This is a genomic window from Symmachiella dynata (genome assembly GCF_007747995.1).
Lineage (GTDB): Bacteria > Planctomycetota > Planctomycetia > Planctomycetales > Planctomycetaceae > Symmachiella > Symmachiella dynata.
In genome coordinates this window covers 5,048,170-5,072,402 of sequence record NZ_CP036276.1, presented here as the reverse complement: position 1 = coordinate 5,072,402, position 24,233 = coordinate 5,048,170, and the positions used below count along the sequence as shown (strand labels likewise).

Annotated in this window: 19 protein-coding genes; 15 read left to right on the top strand and 4 right to left on the bottom strand. The window is 55.2% G+C overall.

Features of this window, described 5'->3' with window-relative positions; translation table 11 throughout:
- Positions 1–21: 21 nt before the first annotated feature.
- Complete coding sequence (locus tag Mal52_RS19235; RefSeq protein WP_197534328.1) at positions 22–2,010, top strand: S9 family peptidase; 1,989 nt, start codon at positions 22–24, stop codon at positions 2,008–2,010.
- Between the two features lie 177 nt (positions 2,011–2,187).
- Here the strand turns inward: Mal52_RS19235 and Mal52_RS19230 are convergent, their stop codons facing one another.
- Positions 2,188–3,822, bottom strand: coding sequence for a sigma-54-dependent Fis family transcriptional regulator (locus Mal52_RS19230; RefSeq protein WP_231962395.1), 1,635 nt, complete (start codon positions 3,820–3,822; stop codon positions 2,188–2,190).
- A gap of 192 nt (positions 3,823–4,014) precedes the next feature.
- Here Mal52_RS19230 and trxA point away from each other — a divergent pair, with 192 nt between their 5' ends.
- From trxA to Mal52_RS19180, 10 genes are all read left to right on the top strand, one after another.
- Positions 4,015–4,350: a thioredoxin gene (gene trxA, locus Mal52_RS19225; RefSeq protein WP_145378060.1), complete on the top strand. Its 336-nt coding sequence runs from the start codon at positions 4,015–4,017 to the stop codon at positions 4,348–4,350.
- A 122-nt stretch (positions 4,351–4,472) separates the two neighbouring features.
- Positions 4,473–5,030, top strand: a complete 558-nt coding sequence (locus Mal52_RS19220; RefSeq protein ID WP_145378058.1) for a carboxymuconolactone decarboxylase family protein — start codon at positions 4,473–4,475, stop codon at positions 5,028–5,030.
- A gap of 87 nt (positions 5,031–5,117) precedes the next feature.
- Positions 5,118–5,684, top strand: coding sequence for a pyridoxamine 5'-phosphate oxidase family protein (locus Mal52_RS19215; RefSeq protein ID WP_145378056.1), 567 nt, complete (start codon positions 5,118–5,120; stop codon positions 5,682–5,684).
- 137 nt (positions 5,685–5,821) lie between these two features.
- Positions 5,822–6,607, top strand: a complete 786-nt coding sequence (locus Mal52_RS19210) for a creatininase family protein (RefSeq protein WP_145378054.1) — start codon at positions 5,822–5,824, stop codon at positions 6,605–6,607.
- Between the two features lie 466 nt (positions 6,608–7,073).
- A complete protein-coding gene (locus Mal52_RS19205) occupies positions 7,074–9,218 on the top strand; it encodes a sulfatase-like hydrolase/transferase (protein ID WP_145378052.1) in 2,145 nt (714 codons plus the stop codon).
- Between the two features lie 374 nt (positions 9,219–9,592).
- Positions 9,593–11,731, top strand: coding sequence for an alkaline phosphatase family protein (locus Mal52_RS19200; RefSeq protein ID WP_145378050.1), 2,139 nt, complete (start codon positions 9,593–9,595; stop codon positions 11,729–11,731).
- On the top strand, positions 11,728–13,746 hold the full coding sequence (locus Mal52_RS19195) for an alkaline phosphatase family protein (protein WP_145378048.1): 2,019 nt from the start codon (positions 11,728–11,730) through the stop codon (positions 13,744–13,746). Before Mal52_RS19200 ends, Mal52_RS19195 begins: the two co-directional genes overlap by 4 nt.
- A gap of 32 nt (positions 13,747–13,778) precedes the next feature.
- Complete coding sequence (locus tag Mal52_RS19190; RefSeq protein WP_145378046.1) at positions 13,779–13,970, top strand: hypothetical protein; 192 nt, start codon at positions 13,779–13,781, stop codon at positions 13,968–13,970.
- A 5-nt stretch (positions 13,971–13,975) separates the two neighbouring features.
- A complete protein-coding gene (locus Mal52_RS19185; protein ID WP_145378044.1) occupies positions 13,976–14,800 on the top strand; it encodes a hypothetical protein in 825 nt (274 codons plus the stop codon).
- Positions 14,801–14,828: 28 nt separating this feature from the next.
- Positions 14,829–15,383 (top strand): sulfotransferase domain-containing protein, encoded by a 555-nt coding sequence (locus tag Mal52_RS19180; protein WP_145378042.1) that lies wholly within the window; start codon positions 14,829–14,831, stop codon positions 15,381–15,383.
- A gap of 112 nt (positions 15,384–15,495) precedes the next feature.
- Here Mal52_RS19180 and Mal52_RS19175 read toward each other — a convergent pair whose 3' ends face one another.
- Positions 15,496–15,834 carry a hypothetical protein gene (locus Mal52_RS19175; RefSeq protein ID WP_145378040.1) on the bottom strand — a complete coding sequence of 113 codons (339 nt, stop codon included), beginning with the start codon at positions 15,832–15,834 and terminating at the stop codon, positions 15,496–15,498.
- 325 nt (positions 15,835–16,159) lie between these two features.
- Here Mal52_RS19175 and Mal52_RS19170 point away from each other — a divergent pair, with 325 nt between their 5' ends.
- Complete coding sequence (locus Mal52_RS19170) at positions 16,160–16,942, top strand: SDR family NAD(P)-dependent oxidoreductase (RefSeq protein ID WP_145378038.1); 783 nt, start codon at positions 16,160–16,162, stop codon at positions 16,940–16,942.
- 75 nt (positions 16,943–17,017) lie between these two features.
- Positions 17,018–17,440 carry a cupin domain-containing protein gene (locus Mal52_RS19165; RefSeq protein WP_145378037.1) on the top strand — a complete coding sequence of 141 codons (423 nt, stop codon included), beginning with the start codon at positions 17,018–17,020 and terminating at the stop codon, positions 17,438–17,440.
- A gap of 162 nt (positions 17,441–17,602) precedes the next feature.
- Here Mal52_RS19165 and Mal52_RS19160 read toward each other — a convergent pair whose 3' ends face one another.
- Positions 17,603–17,923 carry a hypothetical protein gene (locus tag Mal52_RS19160; RefSeq protein WP_231962394.1) on the bottom strand — a complete coding sequence of 107 codons (321 nt, stop codon included), beginning with the start codon at positions 17,921–17,923 and terminating at the stop codon, positions 17,603–17,605.
- A gap of 2 nt (positions 17,924–17,925) precedes the next feature.
- On the bottom strand, positions 17,926–18,999 hold the full coding sequence (locus tag Mal52_RS19155; protein ID WP_145378035.1) for a DUF1559 domain-containing protein: 1,074 nt from the start codon (positions 18,997–18,999) through the stop codon (positions 17,926–17,928).
- Between the two features lie 327 nt (positions 19,000–19,326).
- On the opposite strand from Mal52_RS19155, the gene Mal52_RS19150 reads away from it, so the two are divergent.
- Together Mal52_RS19150 and Mal52_RS19145 are read left to right on the top strand one after the other, a co-directional pair.
- Positions 19,327–20,640: a Gfo/Idh/MocA family protein gene (locus Mal52_RS19150; RefSeq protein WP_145378033.1), complete on the top strand. Its 1,314-nt coding sequence runs from the start codon at positions 19,327–19,329 to the stop codon at positions 20,638–20,640.
- Positions 20,641–20,873: 233 nt separating this feature from the next.
- Positions 20,874–24,233: a DUF1553 domain-containing protein gene (locus Mal52_RS19145; protein WP_145378032.1), complete on the top strand. Its 3,360-nt coding sequence runs from the start codon at positions 20,874–20,876 to the stop codon at positions 24,231–24,233.

Here is a 24,233-nt window from a genome sequence, read left to right as displayed (position 1 = left end):
ACGGATGAGGAACACGTGCCCATGCAAGTCAAAAGAATCGGTTTGTTGTTGATGGTCCTTGTGGGGATTGTCGGTCCCTACAAGGTGGCAAGCGGCCAAGAATCCAAAACGACCGTCAATAACGGCAATGTCGTGCTGGAGGATATTCCGCCGGTTCCGCCTGAAATCGTGGCGGATTTGAACCGATATCAGAACATCCGTTCCGCCTATTTGCGCGCCTGGTCCCGCGACGGTAAAAGCCTGTTCATCACGACCCGTTTCGGCGAAGTGTCGCAAATCCATCGGGTCGACCAACCGGCCGGCGCCCGGACGCAGATTACTTTTTTCCAAGAGCCAATCGGCGGCGTCAGTCGTCAACCGGACGGTGAGTTACTCAATTTTACGATGGACGCAGGCGGCAACGAAACCTCGCAGATTTTCTTGCTCAATCCTGACTCGGGCGATTACCGGATGCTCAGCGACGGCAAGTCGCGGCATCGGTATGTCCTCTGGACACCCGACGGAACGGCCGTCGCCTATCAAAGCACACGCCGCAACGGCCGCACCAACGATGTGTGGCTGACCAACTTAGCCGACGAAAAAAGCGAGTTGCTTTGGGAAGCTCCTGACAACACCGCTTGGATCCCCGCCGACTTCACCCAAGACGGCCGGCAATTGTTGATTCAACAGTACGTCAGCGTAACCGACTCGCGCGTCCATCTGTTGGATCGTGAAACAGGCAAGCAACGATTACTGGTCGGATCGGCCGAACACCCGTCGCGGAATCTCGTCGAGTTTGCCAACAGTTTTGACGCCGACGGGCAGGGGGTCTTTTTCATCACCGATCGCGCCTCCGACTTCGCACAATTGGCTTACCTGAATCTTGAGGATCTTTCGGTCGAGATCATTACCGGCGATATCCCTTGGGACGTCGAACAATTCGCCCTCAGCCAAGACCGCACGCGCGGTGCTTTTACCATCAACGCCGGCGGGATCAGCCGGTTGTACCTATTCAATCCGGCCGACAAGACCTACGCGCCCGTCGAGTCAATCCCGCAAGGCATCTTCAATTCGATTGCCTTCAGTCCCGACAATTCGCAATTGGCGATGACCATCAGTTCGCCCACGTCACCCAGTGATGTGTACGTTCTGTCGCTTGACGAGAAACCGCTTGAGCATGGTGAACTGGAGCGGTGGACGTTCAGTGAAGTGGGTGGTTTGGATACTACGCAGTTCATCGAACCAAAATTGATTAGTTATCCCACCTTCGACAAAGTCGACGGCCGGCAACGCGAAATCCCGGCGTTTTATTATCGTCCTCGCGGCGAGGGGCCTTTTCCTGTCGTGATCGTGATTCACGGCGGACCGGAATCGCAGTTTCGGCCGCGGTTTTCCGGGACATTTCAACTCTGGGCGGACAAACTGGGGATCGCCGTCATTGCTCCCAACGTGCGTGGCTCGGATGGGTATGGCAAAGAGTATCTGCGGTTGGATAACGGCAAACTCCGCGAGGACTCGGTCAAGGATATTGGCGCCTTGCTCGATTGGATCGGCACGCGGCCCGATCTGGATAAAGAGCGGGTGGCTGTGTTCGGCGGCAGTTATGGCGGATACATGGTGCTCGCCAGCGTGGTGCATTACAGCGAGCGATTGAAAGCGGCCATCGACATCGTGGGCATTAGCAACTTTGTGACGTTTTTGAAAAACACCAAGGACTATCGCCGCGACCTGCGCCGCGTGGAATATGGCGACGAACGCGATCCCGACATGCGGGCCTTTTTGGAGAGCATCTCGCCGACGAACCACGTCGATAAAATGACAACACCGCTACTCGTCATCCAAGGCCAAAACGATCCCCGTGTGCCGGTCACCGAAGCCGAACAAATCGTCAAACGCCTGCGAGAGCAGGGGACTAAGGTCTGGTACATGAACGCCCTCAACGAAGGACACGGCTACCGCAAAAAAGAAAACGTCGACCTGTACCAACAAGTTGTCGTGATGTTCCTCAAAAAACATCTACTCGGCAAATAAACGTAGGGTGCGTCGCGACGCACCTTTCGATGTAGTACGAACAATCATCCCCACGAACTAACACATCGCACACGTATTGACGAAAAGAATTTAGCCACAGAGAGCACCGAGGTCACAGAGAAAAAAATGGGTGTGCTGCTGAATTCATGAGAGCTTGTCTTAGCAGTGCCGTCATAATCAACGCGAAGGCCGTTTGATATCCAAAGCTTTTAACCGCGACGACAATGTTGCCGGGTGCACGCCCAAATACTCCGCCGCCCCGCCTGTGCCGTAGATCTTGCCTCCGGTCAATTTCAATACGGCCTGCAAATTACTGCGCTCTAGCTGTTTCATCTCCCGGTCCGTTAGCGGTTCACGCGATTCATTCGCGCTCTCGACATCGACCGGCGATACCGTCGCTGCCGTAGTTGGTAGATCGAATTGCAACGGTCCAGTCCGTGCACGAATCACCGCGCGCTCGATCACGTTTTGCAATTCCCGCACGTTGCCGGGCCAATCATAGGTCTGTAAATCGCGAATATGTTTCTTTTTCAGTGGCGGCACAGACAGACCCAGCTTGCGGCTTTGTGTCTCCAGAAACGTGGCTGCTAATTCGGGGATGTCTTCCTTTCGCTGGCGCAGAGGAATCATGTCGATGGGAAACACGCTGAGGCGATAATACAGGTCTTGCCGAAATCGTTTCGCTTCCACTTCTTGCTGCAGGTCACGGTTCGTGGCGGCGATAATGCGGACGTCTGCGTGCCGCGTCTGTTCTTCGCCGATCCGTTCGTAGGTCCCTTCCTGCAAGACGCGAAGCAGTTTACTTTGCATTTCGAGCGGGATCTCGCCGACTTCATCGAGAAACAAAGTCCCCCCATCGGCCAATTCAAAACGCCCCATACGATCGCGCACCGCTCCGGTGAAGGCCCCCTCAATGTGGCCGAAGAATTCGCTTTCAAAAAGGTCGCGGGGGATCGAAGCGCAATTGACTTTAATCATCGGTCCGCGACTGCGGGGACTTTGTTCGTGAATCGCGCGGGCGATCAATTCCTTGCCAACGCCCGATTCTCCCGTAATCAGCACCGTGGCTTCGGTTGCTGCAACCAGTGCGACCTGTTCGAGGATCTTACGCAAACCAGGGCTTTGACCGATGACGCCGCCGGGGCTGCCGGTGGCTGCTTTGACCTCATCTCGTAGGTATTCGTTTTCCAATTCGAGTTGCGATCGCAAATGTTCGATCTGCTCAAACGCCCGCGCGTTGGCAATGGCTGCGCCGGCGTGGTCGGCGATCATCCGCAGCCACGTGACAGCTTCTTCCGAAGGGGGTTGCCTTAAAAAGACAAACAGCACTCCAAGAATTTCCTGTTGGAAACTCAGTGGGTGGCCAATGATCCCGCGAATGTGTTCCCGCACCGCCCACTGGGGATCAGCGATCCATTCGCCATCGGGCTTGAGAATTGTCATTTCTAATTGCTCACCTGTCACGGCGATCCGCCCCACTTTGCGAACTCCCAGCGGAAACCGCCGATGCTTACCGTTGAGTCCCGACCAATCCTCCGTGCCATCGAGTGAGCGACCGGCGCTGGCCACCAGGTGCAAGCAACGCGTCTGGTCCGGACATTCCTGCCGCATCGGGCAGGTGTCGCAAATGTCGCCCGGGTTAATCGTCCAGATCCGCGCTAGAGCTGCTCCATTCAAATCGCACAGTCGTGTGACGATCAGTGGTAGCAGATCCTCCACGCTCCGCTGCCGCGCCAAGTCGAGTAACAGGCATTTGAGCGAATCCAGATCATGATCGGGGCAACTGGGATCTTGCATAGGACTATTGTGCATGAAATATCAGGGAGATGCAATGGAATATCATGTTCCATGAAATGTCATTGTGCATGGTGGTTGGCGTGGTGTGTCGCAAAGTTCTACTGAGAAGTGAGTTATGGCTTTGTTGTTCCGTTTGGCACGCGACGTGCATTGCATGTTGTCTCAATCGGAAACAAACCCCAGAACTGAATTTGAGGAGTAAACGAAATGTCAAACTCACAAACAACGCAGGCCCTGCACCAATTTACCGACGACAATTTCGCTGCCGAAGTCTTGGCGAGTGACGTTCCTGTCCTTGTCGATTTTTGGGCCGATTGGTGCGCTCCCTGCCGGATGCTGACTCCGGTCATCGAAAACTTGGCGGCGGACCACGTTGGTCAAGCGGTCGTGGGAAAACTGCATGTCGACGAAAACCCGCAGACCGCCAGTCAGCATGGCATCAACTCCATCCCGACCGTGCTCGTCTTCAAGGGCGGCGAAGTGGTCGAACGGATTGTCGGTGTTCAGCCGCAAAAGCGTTACGAACAAGCATTGGGCGTTTAAGAGCGTCCGATTTCATACGACGGTTTCTCAATTCGGGGCGGCGGATTCGTCCGGCCTAGTTGTCTGACGAATCTCAATGTCCCATTTCACTCTCCGCGAATCATTCGCAAAGGAAAAAGATCATGGCCCGTTTTCAACTCGTCGACCCACAACAAGACAATCACGATTCCGCAGAGCTATTGCAAGGCGTGCAAAAACAATTAGGCGGCGTGCCTAACTTTATGCGGGCACTGGCGAATTCCCCAGCGACGTTGGCTGGCTTTTTGGATTTTCATACGCAACTGGGGCGCGGAAACTTAAGTCTCAAGACCCGCGAGCGGATTGCCTTAGCCATGGCGGAGGCCAACACGTGCCAATACTGCGTCTCGGCGCATTCCATGTTGGGCGGCAAAGCCGGGTTGAGTGAAGACGAAATCCTGGCAGCCCGGCAAGGCGGATCGGCCGACTCCAAAGCGGATGCTGCTGTGCAATTCGCGCGGCAGGTCTTGGATGGTCGCGGCGAAGTGACAGCGGCGGAATTGCAAGCGGTTCGTGACGCCGGTTATGGCGACGACGAGATCGTGGAGATCATTGCCCATGTGGCATTGAACACCTGGACCAACTTCCTGGGCAAAGCTGGGCAGATCGACATTGATTTTCCCGAAGTCGCCTTGCTCGGGGAAACGGCCTGTGCAGTCTAGGCAGCAGCAACATCAAGCTCGCCGGTCGTGCGGTCTCCATCGTGCGGCCGGCCTTGTTTTCTATCTCGACCTAGAAAGCCATCTCCCATGCCCCGTAAATATACCGAACTGACATTTACCGAATCGGTCAAGCAAGCGCAGTCTCGCTATGGAGCCCGTTCTCAAGCGGCACGGATGGAGGAGATGGACGTTGTTGATGATCGATTGAGCGAGCGCGAAGCGGTATTCATTCACCAGCGCGATGGGTTTTATATGGCAACGGTCGGCGACGATGGTTGGCCGTACATGCAATTTCGCGGCGGACCGCGAGGGTTTCTCAAAGTCCTCGATGACCGCACCCTGGCCTTCGCCGATTTTCGCGGCAATCGGCAGTATATTTCCACCGGCAATCTGGCTCACGATGATCGTGTCTCGCTGTTTTTTATGGACTACGCCAATCGCCGCCGTCTGAAAATCATGGCGCGAGCCAACGTGCTCGATGCTGAGGAGCACCCGGAATTGTTGCAACAGGTCGAAGACCCGACCTATCGTGCTCGGATCGAACGCGTGGTCGTCTACACGATCGAGGCCTTCGATTGGAATTGTCCGCAGCACATTACACCGCGTTATGCTTTGGGTGAATTGGCAATGCTTGAGCAAACAGCAATGGCCTAGCAGCCCGGTTTTGCATGGTGGATTGTCAGCCGACTGTGCGATTTGGTAAGACACCACGAGCGGCGTATCGCAAGGGCAACGATGCCTTGTGAAGTACCGTTTTGCTTTTGGTAACCAACAAACGCACGAGGCCGAATATGCGACCGTGGATTCTTTCGGAAGTCAATTACGGCTTTGTCAAAGATCATCACTACGACGTTGCTGTCTTACCGATGGGGGCAACGGAGCCGCACAATTTGCATCTGCCTTACGGGACCGACACGCTGGAGTCGGAAGTCATTGGCGGTTTGGCTTGTGAGGCGGCTTTTCAGCGCGGAGTGCGTGTTGTGATGCTGCCGGCGATTCCCTACGGGACCGAAACCAACCAATCCGCGTTTCACTTGTCGATGAATCTCAATCCCTCGACTTTGGGGCTGGTTATCACCGATTTGGTCCAGTCGCTTGTCAATCACGGCGTGCACAAGATCGTGATCCTCAACAGTCATGGCGGCAATGAATTCAAGCCGCTATTGCGGGAATTGCATGGTCAGACGCCCGCGCATTTGTTTTTGTGCGATTGGTTTCGTGGGATCTCAGCTGATCTGCAAAAAGATATCTTCACCGAAGCGGGTGACCACGCTGGGGAGATGGAAACGGCGATCGGTTTGGCCTACTTCGCTGATTTGGTCGCCACCGATCCTGATACTGGAGCAATTGAGGCGGATGACGGTGCGGTCAATCCCACACGCTTTGATGCGGTCAATCGTGGATGGGTTAGCATCACTCGCCGCTGGGATTTATTGACAACCAACACCGGGTCAGGAAACCCGCACCCCGCGACCGCCGACAAGGGGCGGCGGCTTGTGGAGGGTGTCGTCGAGCGACTCTCTGGCTTTCTGGTTGAATTGGCCGACTCTGAAACGGATCAGCAGTTTCCATTTTAAGCGAGCAACCGTAGGGGGCGCGCAGACTGGTCAGCAGTGAGTGGTCCGGTTTTGTCAAAGCCACGGAAAAAGTCATCGCTGCCGATTGTGCTGGTTGGGGCTCAGGGGCATTGCAGGGTTGGAGCAGATCTGTCGCGTACTGAGAGCAGAGTGTCTCGCTTGCGTTGACTACATGGATGGGAGCGATGTCGCTGCCGTGGAATTTGCAAAGTTGTGGAGCAGACACAGCAAAAAGTTTGCGAAATCAACAAGAACCTGCGTAGGTTCCATTGTGTGGATCGGGGAAATGGTTCCGTTGGTTCGGGACTAGGATTTCCCCCCCTGGATCACTTATACTTTAGCTTTCCGATGATTGGTTAAATCTCCCTACGGTCGCTTTGATGTTGCGACCTGCTTGGTGGCCAAGCTTCTGCGCCGTCGCGTGCCCCACGAGGAACTTTTGCTGATATAGACTGAGGTTTACGTTATGAGGGGCAAATCGTTTTTCTCTCGTCGAATGTGGATTGTCGCTTGCGCACTCCTCGTTTTGGTGGGGGCGGGAGGACTGCGGTGGTATTGGAAATCTCCTCGTCCGAATATCATTCTTGTCACATTCGACACGACGCGGGCGGACCACCTGGGGGCCTACGGTTATGAGCAGGGACTGACAACCGCCTTCGATGACTTTGCCAAGCGGGGCGTGTTGTTTGAGCAGGCCTACGCGCCGGCGCCGATTACCTTGCCGTCGCACACGACGATGTTGACGGGCCTCTATCCACCTGAACATGGCTTGCGCGTGAACGGGGCGGGCGCATTGGCGAGTGAGATTCCACTGCTGCCGGAAATCCTTCAAGAACATGGCTATCAGACCGGCGCCTTTATCGCCGCTGCCCCGGTCTTGGGAGCACAGTTCGGTCTGAATCGTGGATTCGATAATTACGACGACGCCCCGGCCAAGATGTTGTCTCGAACGCGGAGCTATGGCGTCGCGCGGCGCGATGGAGAAGAAGTCGTGGACTTGGCTCTGGAGTGGTTGGGACTACGCACCGCTGAGCCGTTCTTTTGCTGGATTCACCTGTATGACGCGCACGGTCCGTACGATCCCTTTACGGAAGTTTATCAGGATCGATTTGCGAATAAACCGTACGATGCCGGAGTGGCTTGGGAAGTCCAGCAATTCGACCGTGTGAATGAGTTTCTTAAAGAGAACGGCCTGGAATCAAATACCTTGGTTGTTGTTGCCGGCGATCACGGGGAAGGGCTGGATGATCATGGTGAATACGAGCATGGCATGCTGGTTTATAACACGACCGTGCATGTCCCCTTTGCGTTTGCCGGCCCGCAGTTTGTAAAACCGGGGACGCGTGTCAGGGAAGTTGTGTCGCTTGTTGATATCATGCCGACACTGCTCGACGTTTTAGAGATCCCGGCACCAGAACGTATGAGCGGCCGGAGCTTGCTTCCGGCCTTGAAGGGCGAGTCGATCGAGTCACAAGATTGTTATGCCGAGTCGGAAATGCCGTATTACATGAATCGTTGGTGCCCGCCACGAACGGTGATTTCTGAGCAATGGAAGTACATCCAATCCACGCGGCCCGAACTCTACAATCTGGAAGAAGATCCCGAAGAACTCAATAATCTGTTCGATACCGTCGGCGAAGAAGCCAATCGATTGCAAGCCCTTTTGACCAACATGCTTGAATCGTTCCAGCGGACTCAAGCTGGCGAAGTGGATCTGTCGGAACAAGATGTGGCGAATTTAAGATCATTGGGGTATGTGGCTGGCGGGACATCCTCTGAGGAGGATGCCGTTGTGACGACCGACCAATCGCTCATCGATGTCAAAGACATGGTGCCCTTTGTTTCAAAATTCGAAGAAGCCAAACACATCGTCGCCGAGGGGCATCAGGAAGAGGCCATGGTTCTGCTTCAAGAGATTGCAGATGCCACGGAGGATTATCCGGAGGCCGACTTAAGGCTCGGCGATCTTCTGGCTGATGCGGGGCGCCACGAGGAGGCCGTGACGGTCTATCGATCCGTGCTGGCGCGGCGGCCTGACTTTGTCAGCGCCTATTTTAAACTGGGCGGTGTTCTGGCAACCCAGGGCAAATTCGAAGAGGTAGAGGCGAATTTTCGTGAATTCATCAAAGCCAACCCCGATGACCCCGCGGGGCATTTGGAGTTAGCCAATGTGTTGGGGCGACTGGGGAAATATGAGGAGGCGATTTCCGAGTTTCGTGAAGCACTGCGACTCGCGCCCGATTCGGTCGCTGCGAACGTTTATTTGGGACATCTGCTGGCGAGGTTACAGCGACCCAAGGAGGCAGTTGGTTACCTGGAGAAGGCAATCGAAGTTGATCCCCGTAATGTCGCTGCGCATGAGAATCTGATGATGGTCCTCGCGCAAACGGGACAGCCTGCCAAAGGCATCCAAATTGGCCTGCGGGCGATTACGCTCAACCCGAAATCATTCGAAACGCGATTCAACCTGGGACTGATGCTGGTCCAAAACCAACAATACGCAGACGGTATTCACCAGCTGCGCGAGGCTCAGAAAATCCGTCCGGACGATCCACGTCCCACGCAACAAATCCGCCAGATCGAAGCAGCCTTGAGAAAAGGGAGTCGATAGCCAATCCGGGAAATGGAGAATCGGCCAGTCGCCACAAAATCTCGGTGAGTCAATGCGGTGGTAAAAGGGGCAGGAAGACCTTTTCCAGTAGGGTGCTGGGCAGGCTATCCCTTGGAATTCAGTGTGACGGTCAACTAAACAAGCCCAACGAATATCTCTCTGAGGGCGTATTCTAGTTAGCGGTCTCGCTTTGCCATTGAAGGGGAGGCGTCCTTGTGTTTGCGTGGCAGTAAAGGTATACAAGATATGGACTTGCTGCGCAGGACCCAACGACTTGTCGGCGATTCGGAGCGTGGCAATGATCAGGAATTGTTGATGATTATCGAGGCTTCGCAGATCATGTCGAGTCTCTTGAAGAGTGATGGTGCGAGCCGATGATTCCCACGTTCTACGAAATGATTGCCACAGCAGCGCCTGTGCTTGCGCCGAATTTGGCGTATATCGGTCCCGGTGCCGGCTTCACATTTCTGAGTTCATTCTTGGTTCTGTTCGCCGCGATTGGTCTGTTGTTGATCTCGCTGGCGACTTGGCCGATCCGATTTGTAACGCAATGGGTGCGCCGGATCCGCAGCGGCGTGTCCGGTGGTGTCTCGCGGGTCGTCGTGGTCGGTCTGGACGGGTTGGACCCTGAGCGTGTGCGGCGGTTGATCGACGAAGGCCGGCTCCCCAATTTCAAAGCCCTCAAAGATGAGGGAACGTTCTCCGAGCTGGGAACGACATTGCCGCCCATTTCTCCCGTGGCTTGGTCTTCGTTCATGACCGGCGTCAATCCGGGCAAGCATAATATCTTTGACTTTCTAAACCGTGACCTACGCAGCTATCTGCCCGAATTATCCTCAGCGAAAGTGACCTCGGCAGGCAAGACGAGTCTGCTGTCTAAGATTGGTCTGGGGGGATCGGGAATTCGCTTGCTGCGTAAGAATCAACCCTTTTGGCGAGTGCTAGGCAAATACGGGATTTTCAGCACGATCCTTCGCGTGCCGATTACCTTTCCGCCCGAGAAGTTTTTCGGCCTGACGCTCTCGGCGATGTGCACTCCCGATTTACGGGGCACGCAAGGCACGTTCACCATGTATTCGTCGAACGAGACGGAGTGCAAAGACTCGACCGGCGGCGTCTGGATTCATGTGACTGAGGCGAACAACCGGATCGAAACGAGTCTCAGTGGACCTCCGAATGAGGCGGGACGTCAACCTGCGGAATTGACGCTTCCCTTGATCATCCAACGGCGTCCCAAAGACGATGGTGTCGATGCCACGATATCGGGCCAGACCATTCATCTGCGACCCGGGGAATATTCTGAATGGGTCCACCTGACGTTTCGGTGCGGGTGGCTGAAGAGAGTGCACGGGATTTGCCGGTTTCGCTTGGAATCAGCCTCACCGGATTTTCGGTTGTATGTCACGCCGATCAACCTCGATCCGGAACGGCCGGCGATGCCGATCTCCGCACCGCTGTACTATTCGCTGTATCTCGGCAAATTGCACTCTTCGTTTGCCACACTCGGCTTGGCCGAAGATATGTGGGCTTTGAATTCCGGCGCCATCGACGAACAGGCGTTTCTGGACCAGGCCTACGACATCCATGCCGAACGCGAGACGATGTTCTTCGACGCACTCAAACGGACGCGGCGCGGATTGTGCATGTGTGTGTTTGACGGGTCCGATCGAATTCAGCACATGTTTTATCGCCACAATCGCAAAGACCATCCAGCGAACGAAGGTAAAGATTCCGACCGTCACGCGCACGTGCTTGATGACATGTACGAGCGGATGGACGGTCTGGTCGGGCGCGTGCGCGATTCGATCGATGAAGACACGGTCTTGATGGTCCTCTCCGACCATGGTTTCTGTGATTTCAGTCGCGCGATGAATCTCAATTATTGGCTGCGCGAAAAGGGCTATCTCGTGATGGACGAATCGGCGACGCCCGGTGATTACTTTGCCGGCGTCGACTGGTCGCGAACCCGTGCTTATTCTCTAGGGCTCAATGGGATCTATCTGAATCGAGTAGGGCGGGAGTCGAAGGGATGTGTCCCAGCCGAACAGGCGGCGGAGTTGCGTACGGAAATTGCCGATGCCTTGCGACACATGATGGATGACGAAAAACAATGCCGCGCGATTCGCGAAGTCTATGACAGTCGACAGGTCTATTCGGGTTCGTATGTCGACAACGGTCCGGATCTGATTGTGGGCTTTGAAAAAGGATATCGTGTCTCGTGGGAGACGGCCGTTGGGGGCAGCGAGGGACCGATGTTTTACGACAACACACGTTATTGGAGCGGCGATCATTGTGTCGATCCGCAGCTGGTCCCCGGCGTGTTTCTCTCCAACCAACAATTCAGCGACGAGAAACCCGCGATCACAGACTTGGCACCGACGATTCTGAATTTATTCGGAGTCCCGGTACCGCCGTACATGGATGGGAAAGCGTTGACAAGGAACGGCAAGCCACAGTTGCCGACAGTCGAGACTGCAGAATCTAACGTCTCTTCCGTGGAGGTGACCGCATGACAACACCATCCGAACAAACCGCTGCCGCTGTTTCCCGTCGCCGTTTTTTGCAAGCCGCGGCTTCGGCGGCGTTGGTTGCTGGTTGCGGTAAATCCACACGCCCTGGTGACTCCACAGGTGGGGCAGGGACCGATGCACCCGTCGAGCGGATGATTGTGCTCGGCGTGGATGGCATGGATCCGAAGTTGTTGGAGCAATTCGTCGCTGAGGGGCGGATGCCGAATTGTCAACGTTTGATGGAAGCGGGTTCTTTTGGGAACTTACAAACCTGCGATCCCCCGCAAAGTCCGGTGGCTTGGTCCAATTTCATTTCGGGGACGAATCCCGGCGGACATGGGATTTTTGATTTCATTGCCCGTGATCCGAAGACGATGCAGCCGTTTCACTCCACGGCTCAACCAGAGCCCGCTTCGGGCATGCTCTCCTTGGGAGGTTGGCAGGTCCCGCTTTCTCCGGGGCGGATTGAAAACCGTCGCCAAGGAAAGACGTTTTGGAACGACTTGCAGGATTCGGGTGTCCCTTGCACCATTTTTCGTGTGCCCGCTAATTTTCCAGCCACTGATTCAGATGCCACCACACTCTCGGGAATGGGAACCCCCGATCTGCAAGGCGGGTATGGCACGTTTAGCTATTTCACGGATCATTCGCGGCAACGGACGCGTGACGTGCCGGGCGGAAACATCCAAAAGGTGGCCGTGCGAGATCATGTTGTGGAATGCTCTCTGAAGGGACCGGTGAATTCGTTCCTGGCCGAGGAGACCAGTTCGGAAGTTCCGTTTCAAGTCTATTTGGATCCTCAGCGGCCGTTGGCGAAGATCGTTTTTCCCGATGCGGAGGTGCTGCTCCGAGAAGGCGAATGGAGTGATTGGATCGTGGTCAAATTTCCGATGCTGCCGCACGTGGTGGAAGTCTCGGGAATCTGCCGTGTTTTGCTGAAGAAAGCCCAGGACGGATTCGGTTTGTATGTCTCGCCGGTGAATATTGATCCCTCTGATTCCTCCATGCCGATTTCGACTCCACCCGATTATGCTCAGCGACTTGTGCGGGAGATGGGATACTTCTATACGCAAGGCATGATCGAAGATACCAGCGCGCTGTCGGCTGGGATTTTGACTCCTGATGAATACCGCCAGCAATCGACATTCGTGATCGAGGAACGGATGCGGTTTTTTGAGCACGAACTAGAACGTTTCGAGGATGGGTTTCTGTTCTTTTACTTTTCGTCGCTCGATTTGAACTCGCACGTCTTTTGGCGGACCCGCGATCGCGAGCATCCCGCCTATTCGCAAGAGCTCGCCGACCAGCATGGCGATTTCATACCGGAACTTTATGGCAAACTCGACCGTGCCATTGGCCAAGCCATGGAGAAGGCGGACGAAAACACCCTGTTGATGGTCATGTCGGATCACGGATTTACATCATTCCGCCGGCAGTTCAATCTGAATTCCTGGCTGATGGATAATGGCTACGTCGGCGCAAAGAACCCCGCTAAACGTGGAGTCGACAGTTATCTCAAAGATGTCGATTGGCCCAACACACGCGCGTATGGATTGGGAATCAACGGACTTTATCTCAACCTTGCCGGCCGCGAGACCCAAGGAACGGTGGCGCAAGGGAGTGAGGCGGAGGAACTGAAGAGCGAATTGATTGCCCGTTTGAAAGAGGTGCGCGATCCCGAGAACGGCGAGCAGGTCATTGCGAATGTCTTTCGAGCCGAGGAGATTTACAGCGGACCCTATCTTCAGGACGCGCCGGATCTTATCGTGGCTTATAGCAATTACTACCGCGCATCATGGGACACAGTCTTGGGGGCGTTTCCGCGGCAGCATCTGTTGGACAATACCGATGCCTGGAGCGGAGATCATTGCGTGAATTCACAAATTGTACCGGGGGTCTTACTGTGCAACCGGGCGATCCAGAAAACAGATCCCAATCTGACTGACTTGGCCCCCACAATTCTGTCGGCCTTTGGAGTCCCCGTTCCGGAAGAGATGTCGGGGCAAAACATACTTTAATTCCCTGTATTGATATTTCAGAAAAGGCAAACATGTTCGGTCCAAAAGTGAAAATTGAACCGGGACTTTACGAGAGTCTGAAGAAAGCCTCCCAGGCAGTGGGTTGCTCGAGCGTTGATGAATTCATCATCAACATCCTGGAAAAAGCAGCCGCTGAAACAGAACAGGTTGAGTCCGAGGAAGAAGTGCGCAAACGATTGCAGGGTCTGGGATACATCGATTAGCAACCATGACCTATGTCAATTTTATCTGCAATTCGCTTGGCGATTTACTCATCTCCCCATTAAGCGGGGAGAATCCTTGGCCGGCAATGCTGGCGATTTCGTTCGTCACATCGATCGTTTTCGTTTGGGCATTCAAAGTCTTCTCCAACCAGCACGCATTGAAGCGTAAAAAAGGGCGGATGTTGGCCCGCGCGCTGGAATTGCTGATCTTTCGCCATGATATGATCGTCAGTGTCACGGCCTTTGGTCGCCTGGCCGTCGCCAATCTGAGTTACCTGGGAGAGCTGCTTAAGCCGATCGGCGTGAGCCTCATTCCCGCGCTGCTGGTGTTGATTCAACTCTCCTGCTGGTATGAATATCGCCCGTTTGCTGTCGGCGAATCGATTCTTGTGCAAGTCGATTTCTCCGACGATTTTCCCTTGATGAGCGCAGACATTCAGTTCGTTCCCTCCGAGGGATTGCAGGTCGAAACCGAAAGTATGCGCGTCCCCGCCTTAAACCAGGCGAATTGGCGTTTGCGGGCTGAGGCGGATGGTTCCCAGTGGATTGAGGTGAAGACCGATCAGGAATCGGTCCGAAAGCAGATTGTCGTTGGCGACCGGTTGCTGAAAATATCCGACCGGCGCGTCAGCAGCGGATTTTGGGACGAACTGTTTCACCCGGCTGAACCTCCCATTGAAAATGTGGGACCTATCAAACAGATATCCGTGCAATATCCCCACCGGCAACTTTTTGTGGCTGGTTACGAAATGCCATGGGTGATTGCGTTCCTGATCCTGACGATGATTTTTGGCCTGTTGATCGGACGAGTGATGAAGGTCAGCTTTTGATTCGGTTATTCACTTTTCGAGGCGTCTCATGATCACCATCGTTTCCGGACTCCCGCGTTCGGGCACCTCATTGATGATGCAAATGCTGCAAGCGGGGGGCCTGCGTCTACAAACGGACAATGTCCGAGAGGCCGATACGCATAACCTCCGCGGCTATTACGAAGACCGCCGCGTGAAGGCTTTGGCCAAGGAGAACGCATGGCTGGCCGAGGCGGATGGGATGGCTCTCAAGGTCGTTTCGTTGTTGCTGTACAATTTGCCGAGCGACTTGGAATACCGCGTGGTCTTCATGCGGCGAAATATGGATGAGATTCTTCGCTCCCAAGACAAAATGCTGGCCGACACGGCTCCTCAACAAGCGGGAATGGACATCCGTCCGCACTTTGAACGCCATCTCCAAGATCTGGCCAAATGGCTGCCCCAGCAAGAACACATTCAATCGATGGAATTAGAATATCGCTCAGTCGTCGACGCACCTCTTGATGCCGCTCGCAGCGTTGCCGAGTTCTTGGAACTGCAACTCGATCTGGAAGCCATGGCGACCGTCGTCGATCCGTCGCTGTATCGGCAGCGGCAAGAATAACGCGCATGATTTATGGTACCTCCGAAAATCGGCGTAAACGGTGCAGCATCGAAAGTCGTTTACAAGATGAAGTGAGCCCGGGCGTTTTATGGGCTCGATTATCGCTAACAATTCAGTACTGGGCTTCAACTTGGCAATGCAGTGATGGTGTGCCGCGAATTCCGTGCGATTTCAACGTGGTATGGACATCATTGATGATCTGTAAAAGCTCAGCGGATTCCGTCGACGATTCCAAATCGCCTTCGATGCCGAACACACCGATTTGCTTTCCAATGAGAACATGATAGTCGGATCCTTCGGTAAGCCGACCCCACCACGAGTCGAGACCTGCCTGCTTGGAAGATTGAATCAGCGAGTGCGTTTCCAGTTCAAGCATTTCGAGTTGTTGGTCGTCGTCAACGGTGACCGTCTCGCAAATTCCATAGAATACAACGAAAGCATCGGACCCCATTTTGCAGTCTCCTCGATTTTACCCAGGATTTAAGCATATCGTGGTCGCCAAGCTGCGCAGATCAACTTTGCAGTCGACAATCTAGTTTGAGCCATACATAACGGCAAGGGTTTACGGATTGAGATCAGCAAATGCGTTGAGGATTTCCTTTGAGCTGCCAAGCTTACCGCCTGGTCAACCGAAATGCTTTTGTCTTAAAGCCCTGGTGAAGTCCACGTTGCTTCGGTCAATTTGATATACTTTCGTCTCACCACTCATCCCGGTTACCCCGGTCGCCGGGGTTGACGATTCATACCTAACATGGCCTCTGTCGATTGGCTGCTCGATGAAAGTGAACCTGCAGGATCAAGTCGCCCTGGTGACTGGAGCGGCGCAAGGGATTGGGAAATCAATTGCCGAATCGCTGGCCGCCAATGGGGCGCGAGTCGTGCTTACGGATGTCGACTTCGCGACCGTGACCGAAACCGCGGCCGGGCATGACGGTTGTCTGGCACGGCAATTGGATGTTACGAATCCGGAGCAGATTGCTGAGGTGATCGCCGCGACCGTCGACAAATTGGGGCGGCTGGATATTGTTGTCAATAATGCCGGCGTCAATACCATGGCCCATCGCGTGACGATCGATGAATTTCCCCGCGAAGAATGGGACCGGTTGCTCAACGTCGATCTGAACGGGCTGTTCGCTGTCAGTCAAGCGGCGGCGCGCGTGATGCGAGGACAGGGGAGCGGCAAGATCATCAACATCGCCTCGGTCGCCGGTTTGGTGCCACTGCGATTGCAGTGCGCCTTCGTCGCTGCCAAGGCGGGAGTGATCAATCTCACCAAAGCAATGGCGATCGAACTGGGGCAATATGGCATTCTGGTCAATGGCATCGCACCGGGATCGATTATGACCCAGGGGACCCGCCAATTGTTTTATGGCGAGGACGGCTCGTTTCGTGATTCCGTTCAACAATTGCTGGCACACATCCCGCTGGCACGGCCGGGGACAACAGAAGAAATCGCCCATGCGGCGCTGTTTTTGGCCGCTCCGGAAAGCAGTTACATCACCGGTCACATTCTCACTGTCGATGGCGGTTGGACCGCCGGCTACACCCGCGACTTTTAATGGGCGTTGTTGCTCAGACCACGATCAGACACCTCTCTTCATTATCAAATCACCATCACAGTTAGGATTCCCAACATGGCCAAGTTCACACAATTTGTCGGCTACCAAGGCACGGAACCTCCCAAGATCCCCAAGCCGGAGACACCGCCTGAGCCGATGATCGTCACCGTTCAAGAAGGGGTGCCGGTCGTCTATCCCAACTGCGTCGCCCCCGCCGTAAGAGTCGTGCATCCCGTCAATCCCAACGCCCCAGCAAAAAATATGGGCTTGGTCGTTTTCTACATTCCGCCACACGCGATCTTGGAACCCGGATCACACGAGACGGAAGAGACCTACGTAATCATGGAAGGCGCCGGGACCATGACCTTCAGCAGCGGGACGCGTCCGGTGAAAAAAGGCGATTTCGTCTACCTGCCGCCGTGGTGTCTGCACGGCATCGAAAACACCGGCACCGAAATGTTGGTCGTCCTAATTTGCACATCCCCACCCAACCCCTAGACCTCGATGATCAAAACCAGCGACAAGGGAGGGCGAGGCTCCCGCCGAGCCGCGCACGATGAGTGAATCGCAAAAAGCATCTACGCGAAGCCAAGAACCCGGCCTCCCCACCCAACTCCTTCGCTAGCTTTGCGCCTTAGCGTGAGGTTTTTCACCACGCAACTAACGACCGACCTGATCATCCATAATGCGGCGGGTTTCCCGTGCGGCGGATTCCCAATCTCCGTTTTGGCCCAAAGTCACAATCTCCTTGAGCCATTCTCCTTCGTTTTCCTGGAGTGATCCGTCGGCCAGGGAATCTTCGATTAGTTGGCTGATGGCAGGCAGCCGCTCGGCGCTTTTCTGGTTGCAGGCCGAGTACAAGGCCTTGCTGAGTTCGTAGGCTTTGGGGCTAACCTGCGGGTACCCGCAACCGGCGAGTTGTGTGCAGAATGCCGCGGCAAGAATCGCAACGGCCCAGCTTGGGTGATAGCGAAATCGCATGATTAATATTCTCCGATGATTTCGCCTTCGCCGATGCTAGCCAGTTCGGCCCAGACGAATAGGTCGATGCTTTCTGAAACAAAACGGACCGAACCGTCCCCCAGACATACGAATCCGCCGCCGGTATGTTCGGAGTACATTTGTCCCACGTGATAGGTGGGAAAATTGACGGGGTGGATGATGGGAAAGCCGGTGATGTCCAGTTCGCCGCCGGAAGGACCGGCGTGAACCAGCACAAGCGTCGCAGCAGCATCGGGTCCGTTTTCAGGTGAGGTGAAATTTGGATGCGTAAACGCGCCGGGAACGACGCCAACCCAAGTCTTTTCGCTGAGGCTCGACGAATGTTCGCCAAGGAAGACCGTGTTGGTGGTGCCGTCGGTGATGTGTTTGATCCGCGTGACGGAATTGCGATAAAACGGCCCGTCGGCGACCCGCGATGCGTCGCCATTAATTGATACGGTTCGGGTCGTTGAGGTATAGATATTGGAAAACACAACGCCCGCGGGAGCAGCACCGCACTCGCCCCAACAGGACTCCTGCCCGTGACTGGCGACATAGTGCGATCGTCCCAACTGTACCGGAGATCCCCCTACCAACAACGGGTCTGCAGCCGCGTCCCGCACCGTAAAGGGTTCCGTCGCTCCGCTGGCGGAGGGGCATAAGAAAACCGGAAGCGTGGTCTGCACTGCGTTCGCATTCACAGCATCAAAGCAGGGGCGATCCACGTCCAATGCCTGATACAGCGTGGCTTGGTCGAGGTATGGCAACAGCATGGTCCCCCACGCCCAACCTGGTGCTGCATCCCAGGTCAGTGGATCGATATTTGCCCAAGCGGGACCTGAACCATCACTGGTTCCGTACGAGTAATATCCAGCCGGAAACGCGGAATGGACATCGTGGTAATTGTGCAGTGCCAACCCCTGTTGTTTGAGATTGTTTCTACAACGCGTCCGCCGCGCGGCTTCGCGGGCTTGTTGTACGGCGGGCAATAATAAACTGACGAGAATGGCGATGATCGCAATCACGACCAGCAATTCAATGAGCGTGAATCCGCGTCGATGCTGTGTGGCTGACATGGGGTTATCCTCGGTAGATAGGTTTTTGTCTTAAAGAAATTCCAGGATGGGGCGAGCATAACAAATAGTTTAATAATGGCAACTATAAATTTTGAATAGTCAAAATAAATAGCTCACCCGTAGCCGGTTTAGGCCGTTTCGGAGCGGGATTTCTGGGAAACCAAGCAGTTATCCGCAAATTCTGACTGAATCGGGATGTGGTGGAACTGGCCGTTGACTGGACCGGGCTAGCCTCGGTCTGTTACAAAAAAACTCGCTGGCGCGCCGACGATTTGCGCGCCCGACCGATTCTATGACCGCTGCACTACCGTTCAGGATATTTCCGACATGACCGCAAGCAAACGGACGATCGACGTTGCCATTATTGGCGGCGGGATGTTTTTTGATGATATCATTGGCCAGACCTTCAAGGACTTTATGCGGGGCGGAATCGCCGGCGCGCTCAACAGCATTGGCATGAGCCATATGGCAGCTGACGTAGCGGATGTCGAGATTCGCGTCTGCGCGGTCGGGACGCGGAGCGAAAAGAGCGGGACCGCAGGACGGATTGTCCAATGGTTTTCCGAGGACTTTCCGGACGGCAAGATCGATGCCTGTTATGGAGACGCTGTTTGGAAAGACATACTGGCCACACACAAACCGGACGTGCTGTTTGTGGCGACGCCCGATCATGTGCATGCGGAGCCAATCTTAGATGCGTTGGATGCCGGTTGCGACGTGATCACCGAAAAGCCGCTCTGTTTGACGACCAGCGAAGCGGATCAAATCATCGCCAAGGCCCACGCGGCGGGTCGCATTGTCGCTGTCGATATGCACAAGCGGTACGACCCGTTCGTGCGAGAGATGATGTCCAAAGCCCCCGAGCAATATGGGCCGATCAACCGCGTGCGGACGGTGCTTGAGGAACCGCTGGAGGTCAGTACGGACATTTTCGCCTGGGCCGAACAAAGCAATCCGTTCGCCTATGTCGGTTGCCATTGGTTGGATGTCGTCCACCATTATTTGGGCGTCAAACCGGTCACAGTGTTTGCCACAGGCCAAAAGAACCTACTGCTCAACTGGGATGAACACCACAAAGAAATCGCCCGCCGCCGCGGCGTCGACCCCTCGACATTCAAACGGCAACATGCAATCAAGACCTGGGACAGCGTCGATGTAGCAGTGACGTATGACAACGGCATGCGGGGCGATTACAACAACAATTGGATCAACCCGGCGGAGTTCGAAGGGGCGGTCAATCAGGAGATCGAACTTTACGGCATCTACGGCCGGGGTTATGTCGATCAACAAGATCGCGGTTATCGCGAAGCAATCATCGGTGACGGATCACGCACTCGAAATCCCTCGTTCGGCGGGCGGATTCATCATATTGGCGGGGAATTGGAAATTTTTGGTTACGGGAAAGCCTCCATTGCCGCTGGGATGTTGGCCGTGATTCGCCGACGCATCTTGGGCGAATCGCTGGAAGCAATCGGCGATTCCTACCCCACAGCCGCCAGCCAACGTGACGTCGTGCGGGTCATCGAGGCGGCATCGGTCGTGGCAGAAAAGAACTACGCACATTTTGAAGCAGGCCGCGGCACCCCGGTGACGGCGTTGTTGAGCGATTCGGAAATCCAGATTATCGAACCGAAAAGTTAACACCGGCCGCACCGTGACATTGTAAGTGTGGTGATGCAGAATTCCCCAAAACAGCTTGGCGAGTCCGTCCTGCTGGACGAGTTTTCAAAACGGAATTAGAATGGAAGTACCACGACCGTACCCACGGTGAACGCGGTCGGCATAAAATCACTTTGACGGTCGAGCGGTTCCGTAGCGATCTCAATGCGACGATCGATCCTGGAATTGGCCGACCTTTGGTAGGAACGATTTTCGTGAACTCGCGAACACTCCTCAACCGGCTGGCGATTCTGCTCGCTGTCATGGCGGGATTTGTGGAGCCAGGCAGTACGCATGCGGCGCCGCCTCAAGAGGGGTTGATCCTGTGGTTAGATGCGAGCGAGATCGACGGCGACGCGCTGCCTGATGGGGCCATTTCGCGATGGACTGATAAAAGCGGACGTGGGAATCATGTCATCCAGGAAACCGCAGAGCGGCGGCCGACTTTCAGCAAAGATGCCTGGGACGGTCATCCGGCGGTTCACTTCGACGGTGATGATCTTTTGGTCGCCGAGAAGTTTGCAGGACTTGCCACCGGTGACCGGCCGTTTCATATTTTGATTGTGATGCGCGGCAGTGCGAATTCCTCGCACACGGCGCAGCGGTTGATCGACCTCAATTCCCGCGACGTCGCCACGGGGGAGTTCCCCAAACGCGCGGGCCTGTGGGTGGGCTATCAACAAGGCCGTAAGAAACTCCGGATCGGCATTCAGAATGGCGACGAAGGTGAGGGGCAAAGCGAGGCGTGGAATGATCAACCCACATTGATCGAAGCGGTCTATACTGGCGAACAAGCTTTTGCGCTGCACGTCAACGGCCGGCGCGAACAGCGAGCGGTGTTCAACGGGACGCATTTTCTGGGATTCCAACCGCATGTCTCGTTGGCCCTCGGGCAACACTTCGGCCAGGTCGATGCCAAGGACAGCTACTTTGAAGGAGACATCGCCGAGGTCCTAGTCTATGACCGCGGATTGACGGCGACGGAGCAGTACGAAACGGGGCAGTATCTGACAAAGAAGTACGCCCTCAAGACCGATTTTCGTCCGATCCCGCAATTCGAACGGGACATCCGGCCGATTCTGGCAGCGCATTGCCAAGATTGTCATGGCGGCGATGTGCGGGAAGCGGAGTTGGATTTGCGGACTGTCTCGGACATGCTCCGTGGCGGACAAGCAGGACCGGTCATCGTCCGTGGCTTTCCCGATCGCAGCGAAATCGTCGCCATGATCGAAACCGGCAAGATGCCGCCCGACGAGGATAACCCGCTCTCCGTCGACGAACTTCGCATGCTGCGCGATTGGATCGAAGCCGATGCGCCGTCCAAAGAATCAATCGTTTTAACAGCTGATGTAACGAACATCACGGCCGAGCAACGTCAGCACTGGGCCTATCAGATGTTGAACGTCGAAAAACCGCCGTCGGTCGACGCCACCGATCGTATCGAAAATGACATCGACCGGTTCGTCGTCGCGAAACTTGAAGAACACAACCTGCAACTCTCACCTCCGGCGGATCGTACAACGTTGATTCGCCGCGTCTACTTTGACCTGATCGGTCTGCCACCCACTCCAGCGGAGATTGACGCGTTTCTTTCTGACGCAGGTCCTGGCGCCTACGAACGCTTAGTGGACAGGCTGTTAGGTTCGGAGCATTTCGGGGAACGGTGGGGACGGCATTGGCTGGATATTGTCGGGTATGTGGATATGTTCGGCAGCGACAACGATGCGGCAATCATCAAGCCGCTCAATGGAAAGTGGCGGTATCGCGATTACGTGATTCAGGCGTTCAATACCGACAAGCCATTTGACCGGTTTTTGGTCGAGCAGTTGGCGGGGGATGAATTGTATGATTGGAAATCCGCCGAGGCTTTCACGCCAGAGATGTTGGAATGCCTGATCGCAACCGGTTTTCTGCTCTCCGCCAACGACGACACCGACCAAAACGAACTCAATACGCCTGACGTGCGGCATCATGTCGTGCAACGTACGTCGGAACTGGTTGCCAACAGCTTGCTGGCCCTGACGCTGCAATGCGCGAAATGCCACGACCACAAATACGACGCTTTGCCGCAAGCCGATTATTATCGTCTGCAAGCGGTCTTTGCACCGGCGTTCAATGTGCGGCACTGGGTTGTGTCGACCGGCAAAGCGCGGGCAGATGTTCCTGACGCTGTGAAAACCGAGATCGACAACATCAATCAACAGGCCGACGCCGAAATCGCCAAGCTAACGCAGCAGGAGGCAGCGATTCGCGCGCAGGTCCGACAAACAGTCTACGACAAAAAACTCACTGCATTACCCGACGCCGTTCGGGATGCCGCAAAAACCGCCATCGCCACGCCCGTTGAGAAACGCAGCGACGCTCAAAAGCAACTCGCTGCTCAATATAAAACCCAATTGAACGTGACGGCCGAAGAAATCGAGGCGGCGCTAAGCGACGAACACAGACAGCAATGCGCATTGATCGCTCAGCAAATTGCCAAACAGCAAAGCAGTAAGCGCGCCTACGGCACGATACAGCACGTGCACGAATCGCACCCCCCGCCGCCGACGTATGTGCTCCGCCGCGGAAACTATTTACAACCCGGCTTGGAAGTGCAGCCCGGGTTGTTCAGCATTCTGGAATCACCGAGCACGGAAGAGTCCCAAACGGTTGCTGCAGCTGGAAATTCCAGCGGGCGCCGATTGGCATTGGCCCGTCAATTGACTAACAGGGACAAACTGTCTGGACAATACGTCGCGCGGGTGATCGTCAATCGGTTTTGGCAGCAGGTTTTCGGGCGGGGCATTGTGGCGACCAGCGACAATTTCGGTGTTGCCGGGGCGGCGCCCTCGCACCCGGAACTGTTGGACTGGCTGACTTCCGAGTTTTTACGCAGCGGTTGGCGGGCCAAACCGATCATCAAACAAATGGTGATGTCCCATGCGTATCGACAGGCAGCGGTTCTCACGCCGGAGATGGCGGCTGCGGAAATGGCGGATCCGGAGAATGCGCTGCTGTGGCGGATGAATTTGCGACGGTTGGATTCGGAATATGTCCGCGACGCAATTTTGGCCAGCAGTGGCAAGTTGGATCGCAGCCTGTTTGGCGAGTTTATCCCGGTCGATGTCCGACCCGATGGCATGGTGGTCATCAAAAAAGCGGGATTGCCCACGCCGACTTACCAATGGCGGCGCAGCATCTATGTGTTAGCGCGCCGCAACTATCACCTAACGATGCTGCGAATTTTCGACCAACCGATCGTGGCCCGCAATTGCACGCAGCGCGAGCCGTCGGCGGTCGTCACGCAAGCATTGACGCTATTACACGATGATTTCGTACTAGAGCAAGCCGCATTTTTTGCAGAGCGACTTGCCGCACACAAAACAACAACGGAGCAAATCGCCGCCGCTTATCGTATCGCATTAGGGCGACTCCCCACGGAAGAGGAGACCCGCTGGTGTGCGGAATTGCTCCAGCGGCAGGCAGAGCGGTTCCGCACGGATGAAAAAAACGCCGAGCAAGCGGACCAATTGGCTTTGGCACAGCTTTGCAAGGTTCTGTTCAACACCAACGAGTTTTTGTACGTCCGCTGA